Genomic DNA, 20,324 nt, shown 5'->3' on the forward strand with positions numbered 1-20,324 from the left:
ATTCAAGGCGCACATAATTACCGCGATCCCAGCGAATAAAAGAATAGTCTCCACTTAGACGCTATCAGCTAACGAGTACGCAAAAAAAGAACCTTCATCGTACGAAGGTTCTTCTTCACTATCGTGGATCACCAATCGCTGTTAACTTGATTCATTACGAGATTCTAAATGTATGTGCGATTGGAGCTTGTTCCGTCAATTCATGCGCTGGCAAATGAACGATTATACCTTCCGCAGTCCGTTCGAATGATAATCCTTCCACGCTACCGATCAGGTCGACCTGCTTGATATCGTGTTGTAGAGGCAGATAAATCTCTTGATTTATTTGCGTAGTTTCGCTTGAATACAAATACATTGCATACGTTGTACCTTCTTTTTGTGTGAAAAAACAATGCTCGCCCGCGTAAGGTTCACAAATTCGAGTTCCGTAAATGGCTTCCCCGTGTACACTAAGCCACGCGCCTATTTCCAGAATTCGTTCCACAGCTATATGTGGCAAACGACCATCGGGTTGAGGGCCGACATTTAGCACGAGGTTCCCACCTTTGGCTACAACTTCAATCAATATATGAATGAGTTGTCGTGCCGATTTGTACTCATCCTCATACTTGAAGCCCCATGATTTACTCATTGTAATGCAACTCTCCCAAGGAACATGTACAGGCTTCTCAGGTAGCGTTTGCTCTGGGGTAATAATGTTCTCATAAGCGCCGCCAACCGTCCGATCGACGGCCAAGAGCCATGGTTGTGTCTCACGAGCCTTGTCAACGACTTCACCCAGCCGTATATCTTGACTATTTTGTGCGCTTACCCATCCACCATCAAGCCACAGCATCTCAATCCGACCATAATCGGTCAGAAGCTCCATAATCTGTTGATGCGTAAATTGGACAAATTGTTCCCATAATTCAGGATATTTCTTCGGATTGTAGGAAGACCCGCGATGCATAACTTCACCAGCTAACATCCCTGGTGCCCAATAAGACGGAGTGTGCCAGTCCGCTTTGGAGAAATACGCTGATATACCAAGGCCTTTCGCTCGAAAAGCATCAAATACCTGTCTGCAAATATCAGCATACGGATGTGTGTGGAACGGACAATCTTCTCCTGTAACCCGATAATCCGTCGTTTTTGTATCCCACATACAGAAGCCATCATGATGCTTCGTGGTGAAGGTCAAATATTTAAATCCATTATCTGCAGCGAGCTCTGCCCAGCGTTCCGGTTGGAAGCGGATCGGGTTAAAAGTTTTGTTCGTATCAAAATACTGTTGCTTCAACGTTGCTGCATCCACATCCCAATCAGCGCATTTACGTGACCATTCAGCTTCATGATCACAGAGCATCCACGATGCATCTGTACTTAATTGTGCATACGGTCCCCAGTGCATCATGAGGCCAAGCTTCTGGTCCTGAAACCATTCCAACCGCTCAAGCAGCAATGGATCCTCAGGCGACACATAATCCTCTTCCGAACTAAAATTATGTACACCATCTTTAACAAGCCATTCTTCAACTGAGTTCACTTTACTCATGGGATATACCATCCTCTCATATTTACGAAATGTAATCAGGAACTAAGGAACTGCTTCAATATAGCTGACACGAGTACAGCCTGAGCTCTCTGACCTTGTTCATTAAAATGATATAAATCTTCAGGATCAGCCACACGATAATCGCTTCTTCCATACATGGGAGTATATAAATCAGTGATTGTTAACCCATGTTTCACAGCAACTTCGGAAGCAGCTCGATTTCTGTCAATGACGCGGTCATTCTTGTCATGATCAATCTTCCCATGTTCCCCCTTCGTTGTGACCTGTGTCGAAGTCGCAACAACGATTTTGGCTTTTGAAAGGGATTGTATATACTGTATTACGGAATCTAAGGATTCCTTGTATTCCTCCAACGGTACATGCCATCCATGTAGACCATTATTGAAATGTATGATCTGATATACATAGTCCTCACCGTGCATCAGCATATAATCTATTTCCTTGAGTAGCACGGCATTATCAATCGCTTTTGAGGTTACTAACTTATCAACATAAGCTAGACCCCTTAACTGTTCTTGTACAAAAGGATGATACCCATTCGTAATAGAATCGCCAATAAGTAAAATCCGCGGCAAATCCTGCTTATCGGCTTCCTCCCTCCACATTTGACACCATTCATATTGTTCGAGACGCTGCCCTTGTGCCATAAACAATTCCTCCTCTAATTTTTACCAATCGCAAGTTCGTTCTGGTAACGGATCCTGATCTTGAATCAATCGATGAGTAAGCATTTCCATGAGCTCTAGCTTTATTTCCTTATAGCTTGATTCGAAAAATTGATTGCATCGTTCTTCTGGATCGAGATGCAAATCATACAACTCGCCATATGCTTCTCCAGCAAATATGACTAATTTATATCGTTCGGTCCGCATGCACTTCGCTTGGATGCCCCGATCATGTGCATCATAGGCCGTAATGGCCGAAGTTCTGACCTGAGGTATTGATCCCATCATCACGTCGAGCTGTGAAATGCCCTGGACACCGTATGGCTTCTTCTGCCCGATTGCACTCAGCAATGTTGGCACAATATCAACATGCTCCATCAAACCCTCTACCCTGATACCTCCACTCACATCGGGATCACGAATGAGCATCGGGATGCGCGTTAATCCTTCATAGAGCCAGGGTCCTTTATATAAAAGTCCATGGTCACCGAGTAATTCCCCGTGATCGCTCGTAAACACAATCACCAGCTCATCATACATTCCCTTTTCTTTCCACACATCAACCATACGACCGATCTGTTCGTCGATGAATGTAATCATCGCATAATAATTCCGTGTTAATCGAATTAAATGCTCATCCTGATGCTGATGAGGCTCTGCTCCTCCAGGCCAATATCCTCGTTCCCCCTGACGAAGTAGATGCTCAGGCCGTAAAGCTAGCTCACCAGGCTGCATGCGAGGCAGCTCAATTTCTATATTGGCATATCGATCTGCATATTCACGAGGTGGATCAAACGGATGATGTGGGTCTACAAAGCTGGTCCAGAGAAACAGCGATTCCTCACCTTCGTGCGCACGAATCGCTTCAATGCTCTTCTCGGCGATCCAATACGTTTGATGCAGTTCCGCAGGCATATCGCGTTCCCACACATCGCCTTGTGCATCCTCTCCGCGATAGCGATCGCGGATAAATCGCCCGTACACTTCCGGATCCTTCTCTTGCAGCCAATCATAATATTCACCGATCATATTATCTTCTGATATATGGATCTCATCGAAGCCGTAATACGTACCGTCCGAAGCTCTGCCCCGATCGCGATAAGATACATCTTCTGCCGCCATGTTGAACCCTGGCTTACATTGAGGGCGGAAATGCATTTTACCTACACCAACTGTCCGATAACCTAATGGCTTCAAATGATCGCATAACGTCATTTCATCTTCCCGAAGCGAAACACCAATATTCCACGCGCCATGAACATGCGGGTATCGACCAGTGAAAATTGAAGCGCGAGATGGTGTACACACTGGGCTTGGACAATACGCTTTGGAAAATACAATGCCTTGGGACGCAAGTTCATCGAGCGCAGGCGTTTGAACCTTCTCATTTTCATAGCCAATCGTATCAGCGCGCATTTGATCCGTTGTAATCAGCCAAATATGTTTCTTTTTCATCTTCTGTTTCCCCTCCACCAAAAGCTATGTAGGCGTTTACAAAACAAATGAAACAATACCTTAATTACATCGTACCATAGCCGTTTTTGATCATCAGCGGTAATAATATTGGATTTGAGGTAATTTTATTCAAGACAAAGATCCCCACCGCTTAAACGATTGGGATCAGCTGCCGTTTGAGTTGGACTCATATGGCAAAATAATGATTGCAAATAGCTGTCCATCTTCATTATTGCGATAGCTGAGACCATACCGATTACCATAATTTATTTTGACCCGCTCATTTACGTTCTGAATACCAAATCCGTCTGAATCCCGAAGCACTTGTACAGATCCCCTGAGATAATTATTTAACAGCTCGGCATCTGCTCCCGGACCATTATCAACCACCATCATTTGTATGGTTTCTTCAAATCGACGACCGATAATTTCAATCTTCCCATCTTTTTTCAGCTTGGATATGCCATGCATAATGGCATTCTCTACAAGGGGCTGAATGATAAACTTAGGAACCTGCATATCCAATATACTAGGATCGATCTCATATGTTACAGCAAAGTGACTATACCGAATGAGTTGTATTTGAGCGTACGTTTTTACATGCGCAATTTCTTCGCTCAGTTGCACCTTATCATCAGGATGCTTAATACTGTATCGCAATATATCTGCCAAGGAGGAGACCATCGTAATCACTTTTTCGTCATTCTTTGATAATACCATCCAGTTAATGGCATCCAGCGTATTGTAAATAAAATGAGGATTTATCTGCGCTTGAAGCCTTTTCAATTCTTCATCCTTCTGCTTATTCGTGCTCTCATAGACATCGTCCATCAAATGGTGTATTCGCTTCATCATACTATTAAAGCTGTTATATAAATATCCAATTTCATCTTGTTGTGGAGACTTGATACTAACATCAATATTACTTGTGCTTCGAATATGCCGCATCGTCATAGCTAGCCGGGTAATCGGTTGTGAGATTCGTTTTGAGATCAGAATGGTTAATCCGCCACCCGTAATAATACAGAGTAGTGTCGTTATAATGATAATATTCCGAATAACAGCCAAACTTGCTGTTATATCATTCTTCGGAATCATTGTTACTAATTTCCATCCCCATTGCAACGTATATACCGTTGTGATTACATCCCCCCGGGTATCACGCAATGTAAAAGATTCCTCGTTGCTTCGCTCCAGCTTCGCTTGAGGAATGTTATAGGATGAAATTTGTTGTCCTACAGCCTCTGTATTGTTGCTATAAATGACCTGCTGGCTATCATTCACCAGATAAATCTGTGTTGATTCTGTTAATCGAGATGCTTCAATATGACTGGAGAAATAATTACGATCAATTCCTACGACGATGACACCCATGTTGTCGATATAATTTGGGACCCTTATGTACTTATTTCTTAGAAGTCGAGCTATATAAATATGATTATTGTCTTGTGGGAGTGTAAACGTGTACAGAGCTCCATCAGCCTCCTCTGTCGCTCTATACCACGATTCGTTACTTACTGAGACAGAATTGGATACCCGATTCTTATCAAAAGTACGCTCGTTAATCGCTAAGGAATTTAGTTCCTTAGAAATCTGATATCCATCAAACAGGAACAAGGTGGTGTGGTAGCTGTCCAACGAACTAAGAATCGGCACTGTGGAAAAATTATCCAACTGATCTTGTAAAACACTCTGATCTATTAATACTTGTAAGGCATCGTCCGAATCCCGATTCAAAATATCAGCGATGGCTTTGTTTGAGAAAAAGTAGGCTGTTGCTTGATTAATTCCATTAGTCAAATTCTCGATATTTTTTTTGTTCTGTAGCATTATATTGGCCTGATCTTCTATCATACGATTTACCATGATCTTACTAAACATCATGTAGATCGTTCCATTCGATGCCACAATCATTATCGTAATCACAAGAATAAAAAATAGTGAAATCTTGAAATTAATACTTTTTATGAGCGACATCAGTGCACCCGTCCTGACTCTCCCCGTTTGAGGTTTCGGTATTCTGTCGGTGTAATCCCCATTACCTTTTTGAATACTTTAGAAAAATAGTGCGGATCTTCAAAGCCAACGGCATCGCATAGTGTCGACAATTTGATCGCTGGGTTCTCCATCAACTCACAAGCCTTCTTGACTCGGTAATCTGTAATAAATGTTTTGATATTCACGCGTGCGGTTTGACTGAAGATTGCGCTTACATAAGAAGATGTAAGCTGTAATTGATCGGATATGGAGGCGACCGATAGATTCACGTCAGCAAAATGTTCATGAATATAGCGTTTTACATAATCTACCGTGGAATCAATTCGAGCATTCTTCTTGGTCATTGTCAGTTGAACGAAATCTAAACATATGTTACTAACGTACAGTTCAATATCTTTTCTCGTTTTCTTATGATATAGAACATCTAGAACATCCTTCTTAAATGCAAAATTGTCATCCAAGTTGATGCCTAGCTCCAACACATAATCGAATAACATGTTCACGAGTTTAATACATAACTCTTTCGAATCGGAAATATTAAGGTTCAGGGAGGGTAGAATGTCGTCAAAATAATTCTTAAAAAAATCTTGATCACTATTCTTTAAAGCGGCGATGAAGGATTTCTCTAGATCGGTGTTATAGTAAGTGGCGTAAAAGCTTTTCTTCGTATTCGTTTTCTCTGCCAGCTCACGCATATGTACAATAAGCTGGTTGATCTTGTTTCGGTTAATAGGCTTTACGATAAAGTCCCGAACTCCATACTTCATAGCTTCACGAGCATACTCGAACTCATCATGTGCACTCAGGAGAATAATATGCGTATCCACCATACTCTTATAGATGTTCTCACATAACTCCAGCCCGTTCATCACTGGCATTTTGATATCACTAATGATTAGATCAGGGCTCTCTTTTATTGCAATTTGTAGTGCCTCCAAGCCGTTACTGGCAGTACCTAGCAACTCAGCATGTATTTCATCCCACGGAATTACTTTCTTTAGTCCTTCGCATACCATCCAGTCATCATCAACGATGATCACTTTCATTATCTCACCCTCCGATTCATTATTTACTCTCGCAGCGAGCAAAAATGTATGAATAGATCCCGTACTGGTTATTGGAAAGACCAACTAAAGCCGTATTTCTTTCTTCATCATAGAACAACCTTCCTTCAACGACAATATAATTCATAATACATATGCATCCAATCTAAGATCGGTTGAGGGTTCTCTAAACTATGGGGGTGATGCCCAATGCCAGGTTTGACGATCATCATAATCGCGCCACCTCGTTGTCGATAACGTTCTTCCAGTATGGCTGCATTCTCATGAAATGGCACTACTTCATCGGCATCGCCAGCTACGATCAAGATGGGAATGTTCGCCTGCAAGACATTTTCGATGCGATCGAGTGGTGAATCTTGAAATTTATCCGATTCCTCTTCAGTTATACCATATACAGACAAGCATTGACTCCACTCTGCCTGTGCTCCATTTCCCACTCCCTTGCCTCCTGGCCAGCTTCTAATATCCAGTACCGGTGCGTCAAGGTACATGAGCATCACATGATTCGGATACGATCCAGCATAATTAAATGCGTACAGGCCACCGCGACTGAAGCCGAACAGCGCCGCCTTCGCAGCAAGCTCATATGTCGACCTCACATACGTATAGAACCCATTCATTAGCTCTACTGCAGCAGGACATCCATACATATCATTTAATTTATAATAGGCAATCGCCCATCCCTGCTCTAGTAACGCCATATCCGCTTGTGCGAATGCATCAAAAAATTCTGAACGCCAAACCCACGGACGACATTTCGCCGCTTTCTTTGGAAAAACGACTAGCCCCTCTCTGCTCGCAAATATAAAATCATGGCGGATATACCCCTTCCATTCCGTTGAGGTTACTACCGTCGTGTTATTGTTATTTTTATTCATATAATTAGCATCCCCCTCTCATAATCCAAGTAGAAATTGTAATGCCTTATCATTGAACTTAGGAAGGTTCTCATGACCAAAATCAGGGTAAATCTCTAGTTTTTTATTCGACGTAAGCTTGTTGTAGGTAGCAAATTGTGTAGATGGCGGACATATCGTATCCATGAGCCCTACGCCCATCAGCACTTCGCCTTGAATTCGTTCAGCTAAATGTTGAATGTCGATGTAGCCTAACTTCATGAAAATCTCATCCTCACGCACATGCTGCGGATCAAAGTTGCGAAAGTAATACTCAAGTTCAAAATAGGCATCCTTCGCCTGATCCATCTCCCATACGCGCAGATAGTCACTCAAGAATGGATATACAGGCGCAAGACGCTTAATACGAGGTTCCAATGCGGCACATGCAATCGTTAATCCTCCACCTTGAGAGCTCCCCATGACACCTACCCGCTCCGGGTCTACCTCAGGCATCTCCATAGCAATACCAGCAAGTTGTGCTGCATCAAGATATATCTGTCGATACAAAAGTTTATCCGGATGATCATTCAGACCACGAATGATATGGCCACGATACGTAGTCCCCTTTACGCCACCCACATCCTCCGATCGTCCGCCTTGACCACGGCAATCCATGGATAATACAGAGAAACCTAATAATGCATACGATAGCTTATCTGTCCAATCTTGAGAACTTCCTGAATATCCATGAAATTGTACGACTGCTGGATGCGGGGTTATGACATGCTTTGGTCGAATATATTTGGCATAGATTCTAGCACCACTTACGCCTGTAAAGTATAAATCGAAGCAGTCTGCATGTGGAACTTGAAAATCACTCGGAATGAGTTCAATCTGAGGGTCTATTGCTTTCATTTCAGCAATCGCACGAACCCAATACACGTCGAAATCTGCTGGACGTGGATTTCTCCCTTGATACATATATAGTTCCTTTAACGGCATATCTATTAATGGCATCTATGGGTAACCTCTTTTCTATTTACAAAATAACTATGTTATACCTTTGCTTACATCCCTTGTGTAGAATGCATCCTAATTTGTTCTTCCGTAAGTGCGATATTGTACAAACGCACCTCTCCAATACCACCTTTGAATAAATGAGAGGGGCCATTTCCTGCTGCACTAAGCTCCGCACCGATATACATATGATTCGGATTTGCTGGTTGCGTAAGATATACCTCTGACTGAGACGCAGCGATCCGTTTACCGTTCAAATACAATACAAATTCATGATCGTGACGCGTCACTGCAATATGACTCCATGTTTGTATTAGAATCGAGGGTGTTGTGCAGTCTCCCACTAGCACCTGATGCTCACCGGACTCATTATTCATTGCAAAGTACAATTTACCGCTCTGTATATATAAGCTCCATCTATAACGCTGTACTACATCTTGCTGCTGAGCGATAATCATCTGACATGAACTCTCTGATCGTTCTTCGACGTTAATCCATGCTTCAGCACTGAACTGAGGTCTATTCTCGATAATTCTCCCACCCAAGTCGATAAATGTACTTAGACCATTAAGCCACAGGTTTGGATGTTCTTCATTCGATAAACTGTTGATACTCCCTTTAATGACGGCATCTTTTCCTTGTGCAATATCCTTTACGATTGACCCCACACTTTGTTGAAATAAGAACTTGCGTACAAGACCATGTTGAAATTGCTGGCTACTATCGTTCGCAATACTATTACCTACCTTGGCTTGATCCTTTACACGATTGACTTGCACGATGTAATCAATATCTGGTGAGAGTACACTTGTCGTAAGCACAACGATTCGTTGATCCGTCTGTATACTTGCATCTTCAATCTTAACATCATGATCTATGACGTAGTTCATTACGGTTTCAGTACTTGAAGGATCTAGGGATTCACTAAATGCAAGCCGAACACTAGTATATGATTCTGTAGTAACATGCAAGAGGACAGGTGCGGTTGTGTCTGGTAATGTTGTTACAACAATTGCCTTAGATCTATTGCCTTCTACGGAGCCTCCGCCATACACAGCAGCTACTTCATACGTGTAACTTGTCTCTTCCACGACCCCCTCATCTCTGAAATGTCGATAGAACGACTTGGCAATCCATTCGCCATTGCGATAAATATGGTACCCCCCACCGAATAACTCTTCAGCGTCTGATGTGTGCCAGAATAATTCAATGGAATGATCGCTTGGGGATGCGATTACATCCTCAATGACGATATCAACCACAGAGGGTGCTTCGACATCCTCTGGTGCATAGAGCACGAACCAAGAATAACTCATTGGCGGTAGTGTGACCTCCACCATGACATTCCCATTCGAATCAATCACATAGGCTTGTAGTTCTACTCCTTCCCGCGAAATCATGACTTGTCGGTCCGTCGGGTAAGCATCCGGGTACGCATATGGTTGCGGCACTTCAGGTAAATGTGGATCCAATATAGGCCATTGGCCATAGGCCCGAATTTGCTTCGGATGTGAGCCTGGCACAGGTGCATGTGGAGCTTTTAGCTCCGTCATTCCTGTGTAATACAATGGGATCGTTAAGGTCTCTGTCTGATATTCATCCGTCTGATTATAGACCATCATCAGGCCTTTTTCCTTCGAGTCTGTGTTCACATGAAGAATTGCATCCAAACCGGTTGTCCGTTCATCATTGGTTAAGCTAAATTCAGGTGGTTTAATGTGAACGATGTCAGAGTTCAATATGGCCCGGTATTTCTTATAAAAGGATGTCCACTTGCAGACGATCGCCTTCGTCGCTTCAGAATCGAATAATCGCTTTCCACGATAAGCTGCCATAACGCCACTTCCGAAATTTTGCGCAAGTACAAAGTCATAGTCTTGGATGTTAGTACTTAACGGCTCGAAGGTCGCGTCCATTCCTCCCCCATGATAGACATCCAGCGGTACAAACGTCCAGCCCATAGATGGTGTCTTCTGATAGGTTCCGTTATAGATCACCTGTCTGCCGAAGATGAGCTGTTCTCGACGAGGCTGGCTCCACGCTATTTCCTCATATCCCATGGAATTTTTGTTATATCCATTCAGATAAAACCAATCCGCTACGTTAGAGTATACATCTCGATCACGCAAATCTTTACCCATTTGTACCGTTGAATGTAACCATTGACTGACTTGGGAGTTTAATGGATATGCGGGGTTTACCGCCATCGGATAAGCCCCATCAATTTCAATGACATCCAAACCCGTTTGATCGATAAAACGCTTAACATCCTCCCAGTACTGTTTAAATGTTGGAGAGGTCATATCACGCATCCTGCCCCACACATTAGAATCATAGGAATCGGACCATGCACCATCCTCTCGAACAGTTAACATGGTATATGCGCCAATTTTAATACCTTTGCTATGCGCATAATCATACAGTTCCTTATGTTGCTGAATATAGGCTGCATCGGTGCTCTCTATGTTCGCTTCAGAACCAAAGGATTGAATAATCATCTCGAAGCCCGCTTCTGCAGCTTGATCAATGGCTTCACGAACGATGTCATCATCATCTGAGATAATATGCATGAAAATCGGATTGTCTGTAATCTGCGGGAACAGCGTTCGGTACATCTTACGGATCTCCAACGTCTTCCATTCAAAAAAATCAACACCATGCAATAATTCAAACGTTATAAAGCTTTCAAATTCCGAACCGCTTTTTAGTAACCATTCTGGCCCTACGGTAAAACTGCATGTCAGTAGACTTTCACCCTCTGGAACGGTAGCCCACGTCACTGTTCGATGTATATCGTTATTTCTGCATATGTTCTTCCCGTAGCCTTTAAAGCTCGTTTCCACATGCAGCTGGTCTCGTTTTGCTGTTTCTACCCATAATTGTTCTACGACTAAGCCCGTAATTACAATATCTTCTTCCCCCTGATTCATGACCTTCAGTACTTTACTGATCACGGGAATTCCTTGATAAATCTCGTAAGTAACTTCAATCGTTACATACTGATAGAGTTCCGGAAAGTCAGGCGTAGCTTCATATGTAATCGTCACCCTTTTGCCAATGGCAGGCCATGGTGTGACTTTGCTAAGAGGATCAGAATACGTACTTGGCTTCCATTCATAACGTTTTATAGGGTCACCAATGACATAGCTGACATATCGGAAGGTGTGACTGGAAACGCCAGAATCACCAATGTCAAATGGAATTCCATCCAGCATAATTTTGGCATCGGACTTTGTCGTTGAACCTGTAAGTAAATCCAAATTTGTATATACATTTCGATACGACACTGTACACATATGTTCTTGGATGGATAACACGCGCTCTACCAGCCCGTTTGTTATTACAATGCTATTATTTTCTTCCCTTATTACTGCCTGATCTGTACAAGGTTTAACAACCCAATCATTCGTTACAATTTTCTTTGCTCCTGTTATTTCACTGTTCTGTATACGGCTCATCATCCACTCAGCCTCCTGCTAATTCATAACTATTTCATGAGCACGAATCATTGTTCTGCTAGACAAAGACCTCCACGATGATACTGCAATATTCACCATGAAGGCACAGGAGTTGTTACTTGTTATATACTTCAAATTCATACATGCCGAGGCGATTGTACTGCGTAAAGCTAGATTGAGAGCTTGGTATATTCGGAGACCCGAAGGTAGAAATGAACACACGAAGTCGTAAAGTCGTAACCGGATCGAACGATACCGTTTTGTAGGCTCCCATCAATCCACCTGTGTATACGTCTACCCATTGCATACCATCCCAAGACTGAATCGAATAGGACTCAACGTTGTCACCATGCTCCTTCAATACAACGGTATTGAGCGTTGTCGGTTGATTGAAATCGACCTGCAGGTACACATTTGAAGTTACACTGGCAGGAGCCTGCCAATATGTCGTTGTATCATTGTTGTCAAAGGCTCTTGAGACGGTGTACGTACCATCACTCGTATTCGCAGCATATGTCTGATTCAACGCTAGATTGGTTAGATTTCGATATTGCTCATGTTGGTCCTTCTCTGACACAATTGCAGACAACAGCGATTTCGAATTCGAAACGGCTATATCGCCAAACAAATGCCAGATCATCACACCCCGTAATCCTTTATCTTGGGCTAGCAGCATCTTCCGCTTATTCATATCGATCCCGTTAAAATAAACATCCTTTACAGCCGTTACCCCGTGCGGACTAATAACCGTCTTCCCAGAAACGAAATTTGTCTCATCAGAAATTTGCGTCGTAGGTGTTTGCGTATCCATCAAATAATCGTAATCCGCCCAAAACGCTGTACCATCTGTTGGTCTACCATACCATGCCAATCCCAGATTCACTTTATTGGAAGGCATGCCTAAACCCGTGAAATAACTGAGTGCATTCACCGTTTGTTCCAACGTTGCATGATAATATCCGAGATCATAGATCATGACATTAATTTGCTCAATGCTAGCAAAGGCATTACTACTTAAGTTAACCCCCCATGGAGCAAGAGCAACCGATATGTCTTTACCATGCTTACCAAGCAATTGTTGTAATTCAGTAAGACCCGCGCTGAAATTATTCCACTGGGTTGAATTCGCTGGATATTCCCAGTCAATATCTACGCCATCGAAGCCATACAGATCCAAGAAGTTAAGAACATTTGCAGCATAATTCGCTCTTGTCGTTGGATTCGACATTATACTTGCAAATACGGTTGAATTTCCGGTAATTGTTACCCATTTCTTAACTTTATTCGATCCGATGAGAGCATCTAATGTATCCACATATTGAGTCCAATTAGAATTCACATTCATGATATTCCCGTTGCTGTCTGTGGACTGAAATCCGATCGACACCACATCTGTTACATCATTAAATGCATCTGCGTCCAAATCATTGAGCACAAAGCTATCGGGATGAATATAACCTGTAATTCCGAAAGTCTTTGGTTTCAACGTATAAGTATCAATGCCGATACCATACGTAAATGTTCCTCCACCTGCCTCTTGAAGCTTAATCGTATTGCTAGAACCCGCGTTCAAGTAGATCGTTACGGCTTGGTTGACGAATGTATTCCAGCCACCTGTGCCTTTAAAGACTACATCCATGACTTTTATGCCATTCACATATAAGGCTTTGGTCGCTTGAGTATCTCCTGAAGCGTAACGAATCGTCAGCTCATAAGCTCCACCAGTTCCACCGTCCACATTATTGATCTGATTATAGGCGTTCGTTACATGTAAACTTCCAGCGATTTGCTCATTCGAGGCATTCGTATAGCTCGCAACCACTGCACCATTGCCCATGATTCCATTCTCTGCTTCATATGTCTGATCTATCGGACTCACACGATTGGAAGGAGGTGTTATGGTATAGTTGTCGATATTGACACCATACGTATAAGTTCCCCCACCGGTCTCTTGGATCTTAATCGTGTTACTTGTTCCAGGATTCAGTATAATTCCGACAACTTGACTATGGAAGGTATTCCAGCCACCTGTGTTGCTAAATTGTAGATCTGACACTTTCGTTCCATTTACATATAAGGATTTCGTAGCCTGCGTACTACCATTTGAATATTGAATTGTTAAATAATAAGTTCCGCCTTCTGCACCGCCATCTACACTATTGATCTGATTATACGCATTCGTTATGTGAAGACTTCCTACGGATTTATCTCCAGATGCATTACTAGAATCATCAATAACGGCACCGTTCCCAAGAACACCATCTTCTGCTTCATAGACAACGCTGTTCGCAGCAGCGTGAATCTTACCTTGAGGAGGAATCCCAACAAACACACCTAAACCGATTACAACAGAAAGGCACATCAACATATAACGTTTCAACATAGAACACGCTCCTTAATTGTTGTTGTCTGGTAACGGTTAACATATCTTCTAATAAAAAAGCGACCTAGCAAATATGTCAGGTCGCCGCTTATTATGAAATCCATTAACCAGATGTTACTTTTGTGTTGCCTTCCATGCCTCTACCTGTTTCTGTACTTCTGCAGTCAACTTATCCGCACCGTTCGCTTTTAGCTTATCGATAAATTTTGGTAGGTACGTCTTCGGATCGACCATTCCATAATCCAAAGGCTTTTTAAACTCTTTCACTACGTTCTGCAATGCAGCAATTTCCGTCTGAACCGGTGTAGCATCAAAATTGAAACCAAGATGTGATGTCGGGATAGATGCATCATTAAATTTCTTAAATATGTCTACGATATTAGCAGGATAAGAAACGTCCCATGTTTGATTGAATACTGTTCCCCACTGCCAGCCAAATGTATAATCATATGGATGATTTTTTGCATCAATGCCAGCTACTGCAGAACGATCCAATTGATCCCCCTTCATGACATAATGTGTCCCTTCAATACCATGGCGTAAAAGCGTTCCAACATACTTATCCGTATTTACGAGGTTCAATAGCATCATCGCGCGATCCTTATGCTTAGAATTCGCGGAAATGGCTTGTAATCCACCAAAAACATCGGATGTTTCAAAAATAGGATTCGCTAGCGGAATATAGGTGACGCCATGACCAACCTGAGTCGCATATGTCGTTTCATAGCCTGGGGCATAGCCAATCGGCCAGGCAAAGATTTTACCCGCTTTATCATCCGCCGTAATCTTACCTTCTTCGTTATACTTCACAGTATCTTTTGGCAAGTATCCAGCGACCCACCACTGATGTTGCAGCTCTGTAAATGCGGCGTACTCTGGTGTTGCATATTGATTAAATACCTCGGCAGATTGTGATGCATAAGTATTCGTTGTATCCACCTTAGCAACTGCAGGCAAATCCCAGTCCCCTGTTAAATGTTCAGCACCTAGTATCATATCTGCTGTTAAGCCTGTAAAAGGGATGATACTAGGATCCTTCTGTTTCAAATCTTTAAAGTATGGTTCTAAATCCTCAATTTTCTTCACTTTCGTCAAGTCATAACCATACTTATCCGCAATATCCGTGTTAATAAACAAGCCGTATTGGTGACCCACCTCTTTATAGCTTGGAACGCCATAGATTTGTCCTTTCACACTAACGGCATCCCACATCGCTTTGGGGATAAAATCCTTCGTTTCTTTACCATATTCATCAAGAAGCTCATTCATCGGTGCAAATGCACCTTTTGCTACGTTAGGTAAGTATTGATTAACCCACCCCGCTGTAAATACAACGTCATACGGTTGACCCGTGGACATGATCAGCGGTATTTTTGTAGTAAAATCATCGTTCGTCATGACGACGAGATTCACCGTTGTATTGATCTTTTCTTTTAAATATTTATTCAATTCATCAATTACCAATTTCTCATCTTTCATTTTAGTACCCATATTCTGATACCAAGTTAATTCGACAGGGTCTAGATTTTGGGAAGAATCATCTTGCTTCTGCTCGTCTGTTGAAGTAGATGATGTTTGAGAAGTAGATGGCTCCGCAGTATTCTTACTCGTACATCCAGTTAACATAATAATTAGAACCAGTGATGTCATAAGTAGCCCTTTGAACTTTCTCATTCTTTTTCCCCCTATAAAAATATAATATATATGCTAACCGCACTTGGCGAGATCAGCCTTTGACACTACCCAGCGTCAATCCTTTGACAAAGAACTTCTGGAAGAACGGATAAGCAAATAAGATCGGAACCATAACCAATACCGTTAATGCCATCCTACCACTCTCTGTCGGAGAATTAAGTGCTAATTGAATACCGTCAGCCGAATTAGCAAGCTGCGAATTCTGCTTAATGAAATCGAGACTACTCTGCATTTTCATCAATAAATATTGAATGGGCACCAGCTTCGCATCATTGATATAGAGCAGTCCTAAAAACCAATCATTCCAATAACCAATGACGCTGAACAAACCGATTGTCGCCAATCCCGGCTTCGATAGAGGCACGATAATCCGTGTAAATATCGTCCATTCCCGTGCACCGTCTATTTTGGCTGATTCAATAATATCGTGTGAAATTGTCGTTGCAAAAAAGGTTCGAAGAATAATGACATAAAATGCGTTTACAGTATACGGTAGAATTAACGCCCAAATTGTATCATCGAGATGTAATAATGAGGTGTTAACCATATAGGAAGGTACTAGTCCTCCACTAAATAACATCGTGAAGAAGGTGAAAAAGGATAATGCTTTCCCGTATTTAAAATCCTTGCGTGAGAGAGTGTAGGCGAACATAGACATCACGACGAGGCTCAGAAGGGTACCTCCGACAGTTACGATAATGGAAATAATATATGACTGAAGGATCTGATCCCCTGTCTTGAACAAAAATTCGTACGCTTCGAGACTAAATGCCTTCGGGAAAAATTGATATCCATACGTATTTAAGTCCTGTTCACTTGTAAAAGAAACGACAAGGACGAGTATCACAGGCAGGATGCATATCAGCGTAAAGATGAGCATCAAGCCGTGCATTATAATACTCCAGGGTAACGACACGGAGTTAATTGAATAGTGTTTTCTACGAGCTACTGCCATACCTGTACCCCCTCTCTCTAAAATAGTGCTTGCTCTTTATCGATTTTTCGGACAACCAGATTGGATACTAGCACTAACACAAATCCTATGATGGACTGGTAGAAGTTCGCGGCAGCCGACATCCCGATATTCCCTAACGTCTTAAGCCCGTTGTATACATAGGTATCGATTACTTGTGTCACTTCGTACAGTTGCCCAGAATCACGAGGAACCTGGAAGAACAACCCGAAATCTGCGTAAAAGATTTTGCCTATGGCTAGAATCGTTAGAATAATCATCATCGGCTTGAGTGCAGGAATCGTAATATGCCAAATCTGCTTCCATTTCGAAGCACCATCGATCACAGCAGCTTCATAATATTCACTTGAAATACTCATAATGGAGGCAAGGTAAATGACACTGGTATATCCAATGGACTTCCATAGGTGAGCGAAGACTAGAATATACGGCCAATATTTTGTCTCTGAATACCACGCTATGGGGTCAAATCCCAGGGATTGAAGCAATGAATTCAAATACCCCTTATCGACATTCAGAAATGCGTAAAAGATAAAACCAGCTACAACCCACGAGAGGAAGTACGGCATAATGGTGAGCACTTGATACATTCTCGACATAAATCTACTCTTAATCTCGTTAAAGACAATAGCTAGAGCAACCGACAGAATCAATCCTAATACAATAAATAGAGCGTTATACAACAAGGTGTTGCGCGTAATATTCCAAGCATCACTTGTAGCAAACAAAAATTTGAAGTTCTCGAAACCGGACCACGGGCTGGCAAAAATTCCATCCGTATAATTATACTGTTTGAATGCTAGAACGACCCCAAACATCGGCAAGTAGTTAAATATAATAAGAAAAATGATTGCTGGAAGCGCCATCAAAAATAGAGCCCTATTAATTCTAATCTCCCTAACCAACCTCATTATGACCTTCCTTTCTATTTCAAATATTTCCTATAAATTAAGGTTAACATATGGTCTTTAAGCAATCAGCGGGAATAATATTTGATTTGTGGTAATTTTACGGAATTTTTGAATGCGTTTACATTATGCGTTTTATATGCATAAAAAGCTTCCTGTTTGTACAACCGATTTACTAGGAATCAGCCCCACTACAGGAAGCACTTACATAATATTTGAAAAACAATACTGCTTTACGGTTTGCCCCGTTGATTCTAACGTATACTGATTCACTGGAACAAAAACGTCCAGATTACCACGTAATGTATCCGATTCATATTCCTCGCGGAACAATCCTCGTTGCTGCAAAATTAGTACCACATGATCGCTTACTTAACTCCTTTATTTCTGGTTTCATCTCCTATGTTAAGCACACGATCGACCCATCCCTGGTAAAACTGTTCCTCATGAGAAACTAGAATCACAGTACCGTTAAATTGAATTAGAGCTTTCTGTAAAGCGTCTTTCGTTTCAGCATCTAAATGATTGGTTGGCTCATCCATGATTAGGAAGTTGTATTCTGAAAGCAGTAATAAGCACAACTTAACTTTAGATTGTTCGCCGCCACTAAGTGTACGGATAGACTGTGTTACAAGGTTATCTTTAACCACACACTGCGCTAGATGGCGACGTATTTCCTTTACTGTCAGTTTGGGATCATAAGCTGAAATCACCTGAATAGGGGTCATTGTATCGTCTTCCCAAGCTAAATCTTGCTCGAAATAACCGATTTTTACTTGTTCTGCGAACTTAAACCTACCGGTAATCCCCTGAATTTCTCCAACCAACGTTTTAAGCAATGTTGATTTCCCGATTCCGTTAAACCCTCTAATCACGAGCTTTTGTCCACCACGGATAGAAAAATTCAGTTTTGGCAACAAAGGCTTATCGTAACCAACCACTAAGTGATCCACTTTAAGCGCTACATGTGACGTACAAGGAAGCTCCTTAAAACGGATAGACGCTTTGGAGACAAAAGTAGGAGCAGCGATTCGTTCCAGCCTATCCAGCTGTTTCTGGCGACCACGGGCAATTTTGGAATTGACACCTGCACCGTTTTTTCGAATGAATAGTTCAGTAGTTTCGATTTTTTTCTGCTGTGCATGATATTGCCGGATATGACTTTCTCGTAAATGTTCCTTCTGCTTCACAAAATCTGAGTATTTCCCATGGTATTTTTTAATCGTTTCCCCTTCAATATCGCAAATACTAGTGGATATTTTATCAAGAAAGGCATAGTTGTGAGATACGACAATGAACGCTTGATTGAATGCAATCAGATATTCAGCGAGCCAGTTAACATGTTCCGTATCCAGATAATTGGTTGGTTCATCGAGCAATAGCACATCAGGTTGTTCAAGTAAAAGCTTGGCCAGTATGACTTTAGTCCGCTGCCCCCCACTTAACTGCTCTATGGGGCGGTCGATTCCAATCGCGTTAATCCCTAGACCCGTAACCATCTTACTGATGTTGCTCTCTAACGAATAGTAGTTTAGCGCTTCTAAACGTTCCTGATAGTCTGCTGCCTTTTGTAATAATAGCTCATTGCCAGTTACAGCGCATTCCTCATAAAGATCATTCATTTTTCGTTCTAGTTCATATAATTCTGAGAAAGCCTGTCTTAAATAATTATGAACCGTACTGTTTCCATCCATGGCAGCATATTGATCGAGATGACCAATTGTAATATTAGGCTGCCACTTTATCATTCCCTCGTCCGGAATCACTTCGCCCGTTAAGATGCTAATCAACGTACTCTTTCCCGTTCCATTCTGTCCAACCACCCCTACATGCTCACCCTTGTACAAATCCATAGAAACCTGTTTGTATAGAACCTTATCGCCAAAAGCATGCGTCAAATTAGAAACCTCAAGTAAACTCATTTCCTATTCCTCTTTTCTGAAATTAATTAAGAACGCAAAAAAAGCAGAAGACACTGCACCCTTAGGTGCAAGCCTTCTGCTTGTCAGTACACGAATGAACGGCACGAACATATAATTGTCAGTGTAGAAACTGAGCAATATAACACAAAAGGCTGTAGACGAAAATTGTCTACAGCCTCTTAATCATTAACATCGAAAGATAGCATTACCAAATAAGCATGACATATCACGCTAAATCGGACTCGCTATCATTCGATGATATAAAAGCAATACGCTTTTGATTAAGCTCCGGACAACGTTTCATCGTTTGTATCCGTATGTTCGGAGCAGCTTCTGGTATATAACTTTACAGTTTCTACATGAATCATGTTAAACCATCCCTTCATTTGGTA

14 protein-coding genes are annotated in these 20,324 nt (G+C 41.9%); all 14 read right to left on the bottom strand.

Annotated features, from left to right (window positions below):
- Window positions 1–154: 154 nt before the first annotated feature.
- Window positions 155–1,534, bottom strand: a complete 1,380-nt coding sequence (locus NSS67_RS19320; RefSeq protein ID WP_339315209.1) for an alpha-L-fucosidase — start codon at window positions 1,532–1,534, stop codon at window positions 155–157.
- 35 nt (window positions 1,535–1,569) lie between these two features.
- Window positions 1,570–2,202: an SGNH/GDSL hydrolase family protein gene (locus NSS67_RS19325; protein WP_339315210.1), complete on the bottom strand. Its 633-nt coding sequence runs from the start codon at window positions 2,200–2,202 to the stop codon at window positions 1,570–1,572.
- Between the two features lie 21 nt (window positions 2,203–2,223).
- Window positions 2,224–3,675, bottom strand: coding sequence for a sulfatase-like hydrolase/transferase (locus NSS67_RS19330; RefSeq protein ID WP_339315211.1), 1,452 nt, complete (start codon window positions 3,673–3,675; stop codon window positions 2,224–2,226).
- A 165-nt stretch (window positions 3,676–3,840) separates the two neighbouring features.
- Complete coding sequence (locus NSS67_RS19335; RefSeq protein ID WP_339315212.1) at window positions 3,841–5,652, bottom strand: histidine kinase; 1,812 nt, start codon at window positions 5,650–5,652, stop codon at window positions 3,841–3,843.
- Entirely contained in the window at window positions 5,652–6,719 is a 1,068-nt protein-coding gene (locus NSS67_RS19340) for a response regulator (RefSeq protein WP_339315213.1), read from the bottom strand. Before NSS67_RS19340 ends, NSS67_RS19335 begins: the two co-directional genes overlap by 1 nt.
- 125 nt (window positions 6,720–6,844) lie before the next feature.
- On the bottom strand, window positions 6,845–7,615 hold the full coding sequence (locus NSS67_RS19345; protein ID WP_339315214.1) for a prolyl oligopeptidase family serine peptidase: 771 nt from the start codon (window positions 7,613–7,615) through the stop codon (window positions 6,845–6,847).
- A gap of 18 nt (window positions 7,616–7,633) precedes the next feature.
- A complete protein-coding gene (locus tag NSS67_RS19350) occupies window positions 7,634–8,593 on the bottom strand; it encodes an acetylxylan esterase (protein WP_339315215.1) in 960 nt (319 codons plus the stop codon).
- 50 nt (window positions 8,594–8,643) lie between these two features.
- Complete coding sequence (locus NSS67_RS19355; RefSeq protein ID WP_339315216.1) at window positions 8,644–12,054, bottom strand: LamG domain-containing protein; 3,411 nt, start codon at window positions 12,052–12,054, stop codon at window positions 8,644–8,646.
- 112 nt (window positions 12,055–12,166) lie between these two features.
- The gene (locus tag NSS67_RS19360) at window positions 12,167–14,434 is read right to left on the bottom strand and encodes a glycosyl hydrolase family 18 protein (protein ID WP_339315217.1); all 2,268 of its coding nucleotides are present in this window, start codon (window positions 14,432–14,434) and stop codon (window positions 12,167–12,169) included.
- A 114-nt stretch (window positions 14,435–14,548) separates the two neighbouring features.
- Window positions 14,549–16,108 (bottom strand): ABC transporter substrate-binding protein, encoded by a 1,560-nt coding sequence (locus NSS67_RS19365; RefSeq protein WP_339315218.1) that lies wholly within the window; start codon window positions 16,106–16,108, stop codon window positions 14,549–14,551.
- 52 nt (window positions 16,109–16,160) lie between these two features.
- Window positions 16,161–17,084 carry a carbohydrate ABC transporter permease gene (locus tag NSS67_RS19370; protein ID WP_339315219.1) on the bottom strand — a complete coding sequence of 308 codons (924 nt, stop codon included), beginning with the start codon at window positions 17,082–17,084 and terminating at the stop codon, window positions 16,161–16,163.
- Between the two features lie 17 nt (window positions 17,085–17,101).
- The gene (locus tag NSS67_RS19375) at window positions 17,102–17,968 is read right to left on the bottom strand and encodes an ABC transporter permease subunit (RefSeq protein ID WP_339315220.1); all 867 of its coding nucleotides are present in this window, start codon (window positions 17,966–17,968) and stop codon (window positions 17,102–17,104) included.
- A 246-nt stretch (window positions 17,969–18,214) separates the two neighbouring features.
- Window positions 18,215–18,370, bottom strand: coding sequence for a hypothetical protein (locus tag NSS67_RS19380; protein WP_339315221.1), 156 nt, complete (start codon window positions 18,368–18,370; stop codon window positions 18,215–18,217).
- Between the two features lie 8 nt (window positions 18,371–18,378).
- Entirely contained in the window at window positions 18,379–19,932 is a 1,554-nt protein-coding gene (locus NSS67_RS19385) for an ABC-F family ATP-binding cassette domain-containing protein (RefSeq protein WP_339315222.1), read from the bottom strand.
- Window positions 19,933–20,324 lie beyond the last annotated feature (392 nt).

It is taken from the genome of Paenibacillus sp. FSL R10-2734, assembly GCF_037963865.1.
Taxonomy (GTDB): Bacteria; Bacillota; Bacilli; order Paenibacillales; family Paenibacillaceae; genus Paenibacillus_AQ.

What these genes read in the sequence shown, in the direction of transcription:
- NSS67_RS19320 (WP_339315209.1), bottom strand. Translation starts at nt 1,534, where the DNA reads ATGAGTAAAGTGAACTCAGTTGAAGAATGGCTTGTTAAAGATGGTGTA.
- NSS67_RS19325 (WP_339315210.1), bottom strand. Translation starts at nt 2,202, where the DNA reads ATGGCACAAGGGCAGCGTCTCGAACAATATGAATGGTGTCAAATGTGG.
- NSS67_RS19330 (WP_339315211.1), bottom strand. Translation starts at nt 3,675, where the DNA reads ATGAAAAAGAAACATATTTGGCTGATTACAACGGATCAAATGCGCGCT.
- NSS67_RS19335 (WP_339315212.1), bottom strand. Translation starts at nt 5,652, where the DNA reads ATGTCGCTCATAAAAAGTATTAATTTCAAGATTTCACTATTTTTTATT.
- NSS67_RS19340 (WP_339315213.1), bottom strand. Translation starts at nt 6,719, where the DNA reads ATGAAAGTGATCATCGTTGATGATGACTGGATGGTATGCGAAGGACTA.
- NSS67_RS19345 (WP_339315214.1), bottom strand. Translation starts at nt 7,615, where the DNA reads ATGAATAAAAATAACAATAACACGACGGTAGTAACCTCAACGGAATGG.
- NSS67_RS19350 (WP_339315215.1), bottom strand. Translation starts at nt 8,593, where the DNA reads ATGCCATTAATAGATATGCCGTTAAAGGAACTATATATGTATCAAGGG.
- NSS67_RS19355 (WP_339315216.1), bottom strand. Translation starts at nt 12,054, where the DNA reads ATGATGAGCCGTATACAGAACAGTGAAATAACAGGAGCAAAGAAAATT.
- NSS67_RS19360 (WP_339315217.1), bottom strand. Translation starts at nt 14,434, where the DNA reads ATGTTGAAACGTTATATGTTGATGTGCCTTTCTGTTGTAATCGGTTTA.
- NSS67_RS19365 (WP_339315218.1), bottom strand. Translation starts at nt 16,108, where the DNA reads ATGAGAAAGTTCAAAGGGCTACTTATGACATCACTGGTTCTAATTATT.
- NSS67_RS19370 (WP_339315219.1), bottom strand. Translation starts at nt 17,084, where the DNA reads ATGGCAGTAGCTCGTAGAAAACACTATTCAATTAACTCCGTGTCGTTA.
- NSS67_RS19375 (WP_339315220.1), bottom strand. Translation starts at nt 17,968, where the DNA reads ATGGCGCTTCCAGCAATCATTTTTCTTATTATATTTAACTACTTGCCG.
- NSS67_RS19385 (WP_339315222.1), bottom strand. Translation starts at nt 19,932, where the DNA reads ATGAGTTTACTTGAGGTTTCTAATTTGACGCATGCTTTTGGCGATAAG.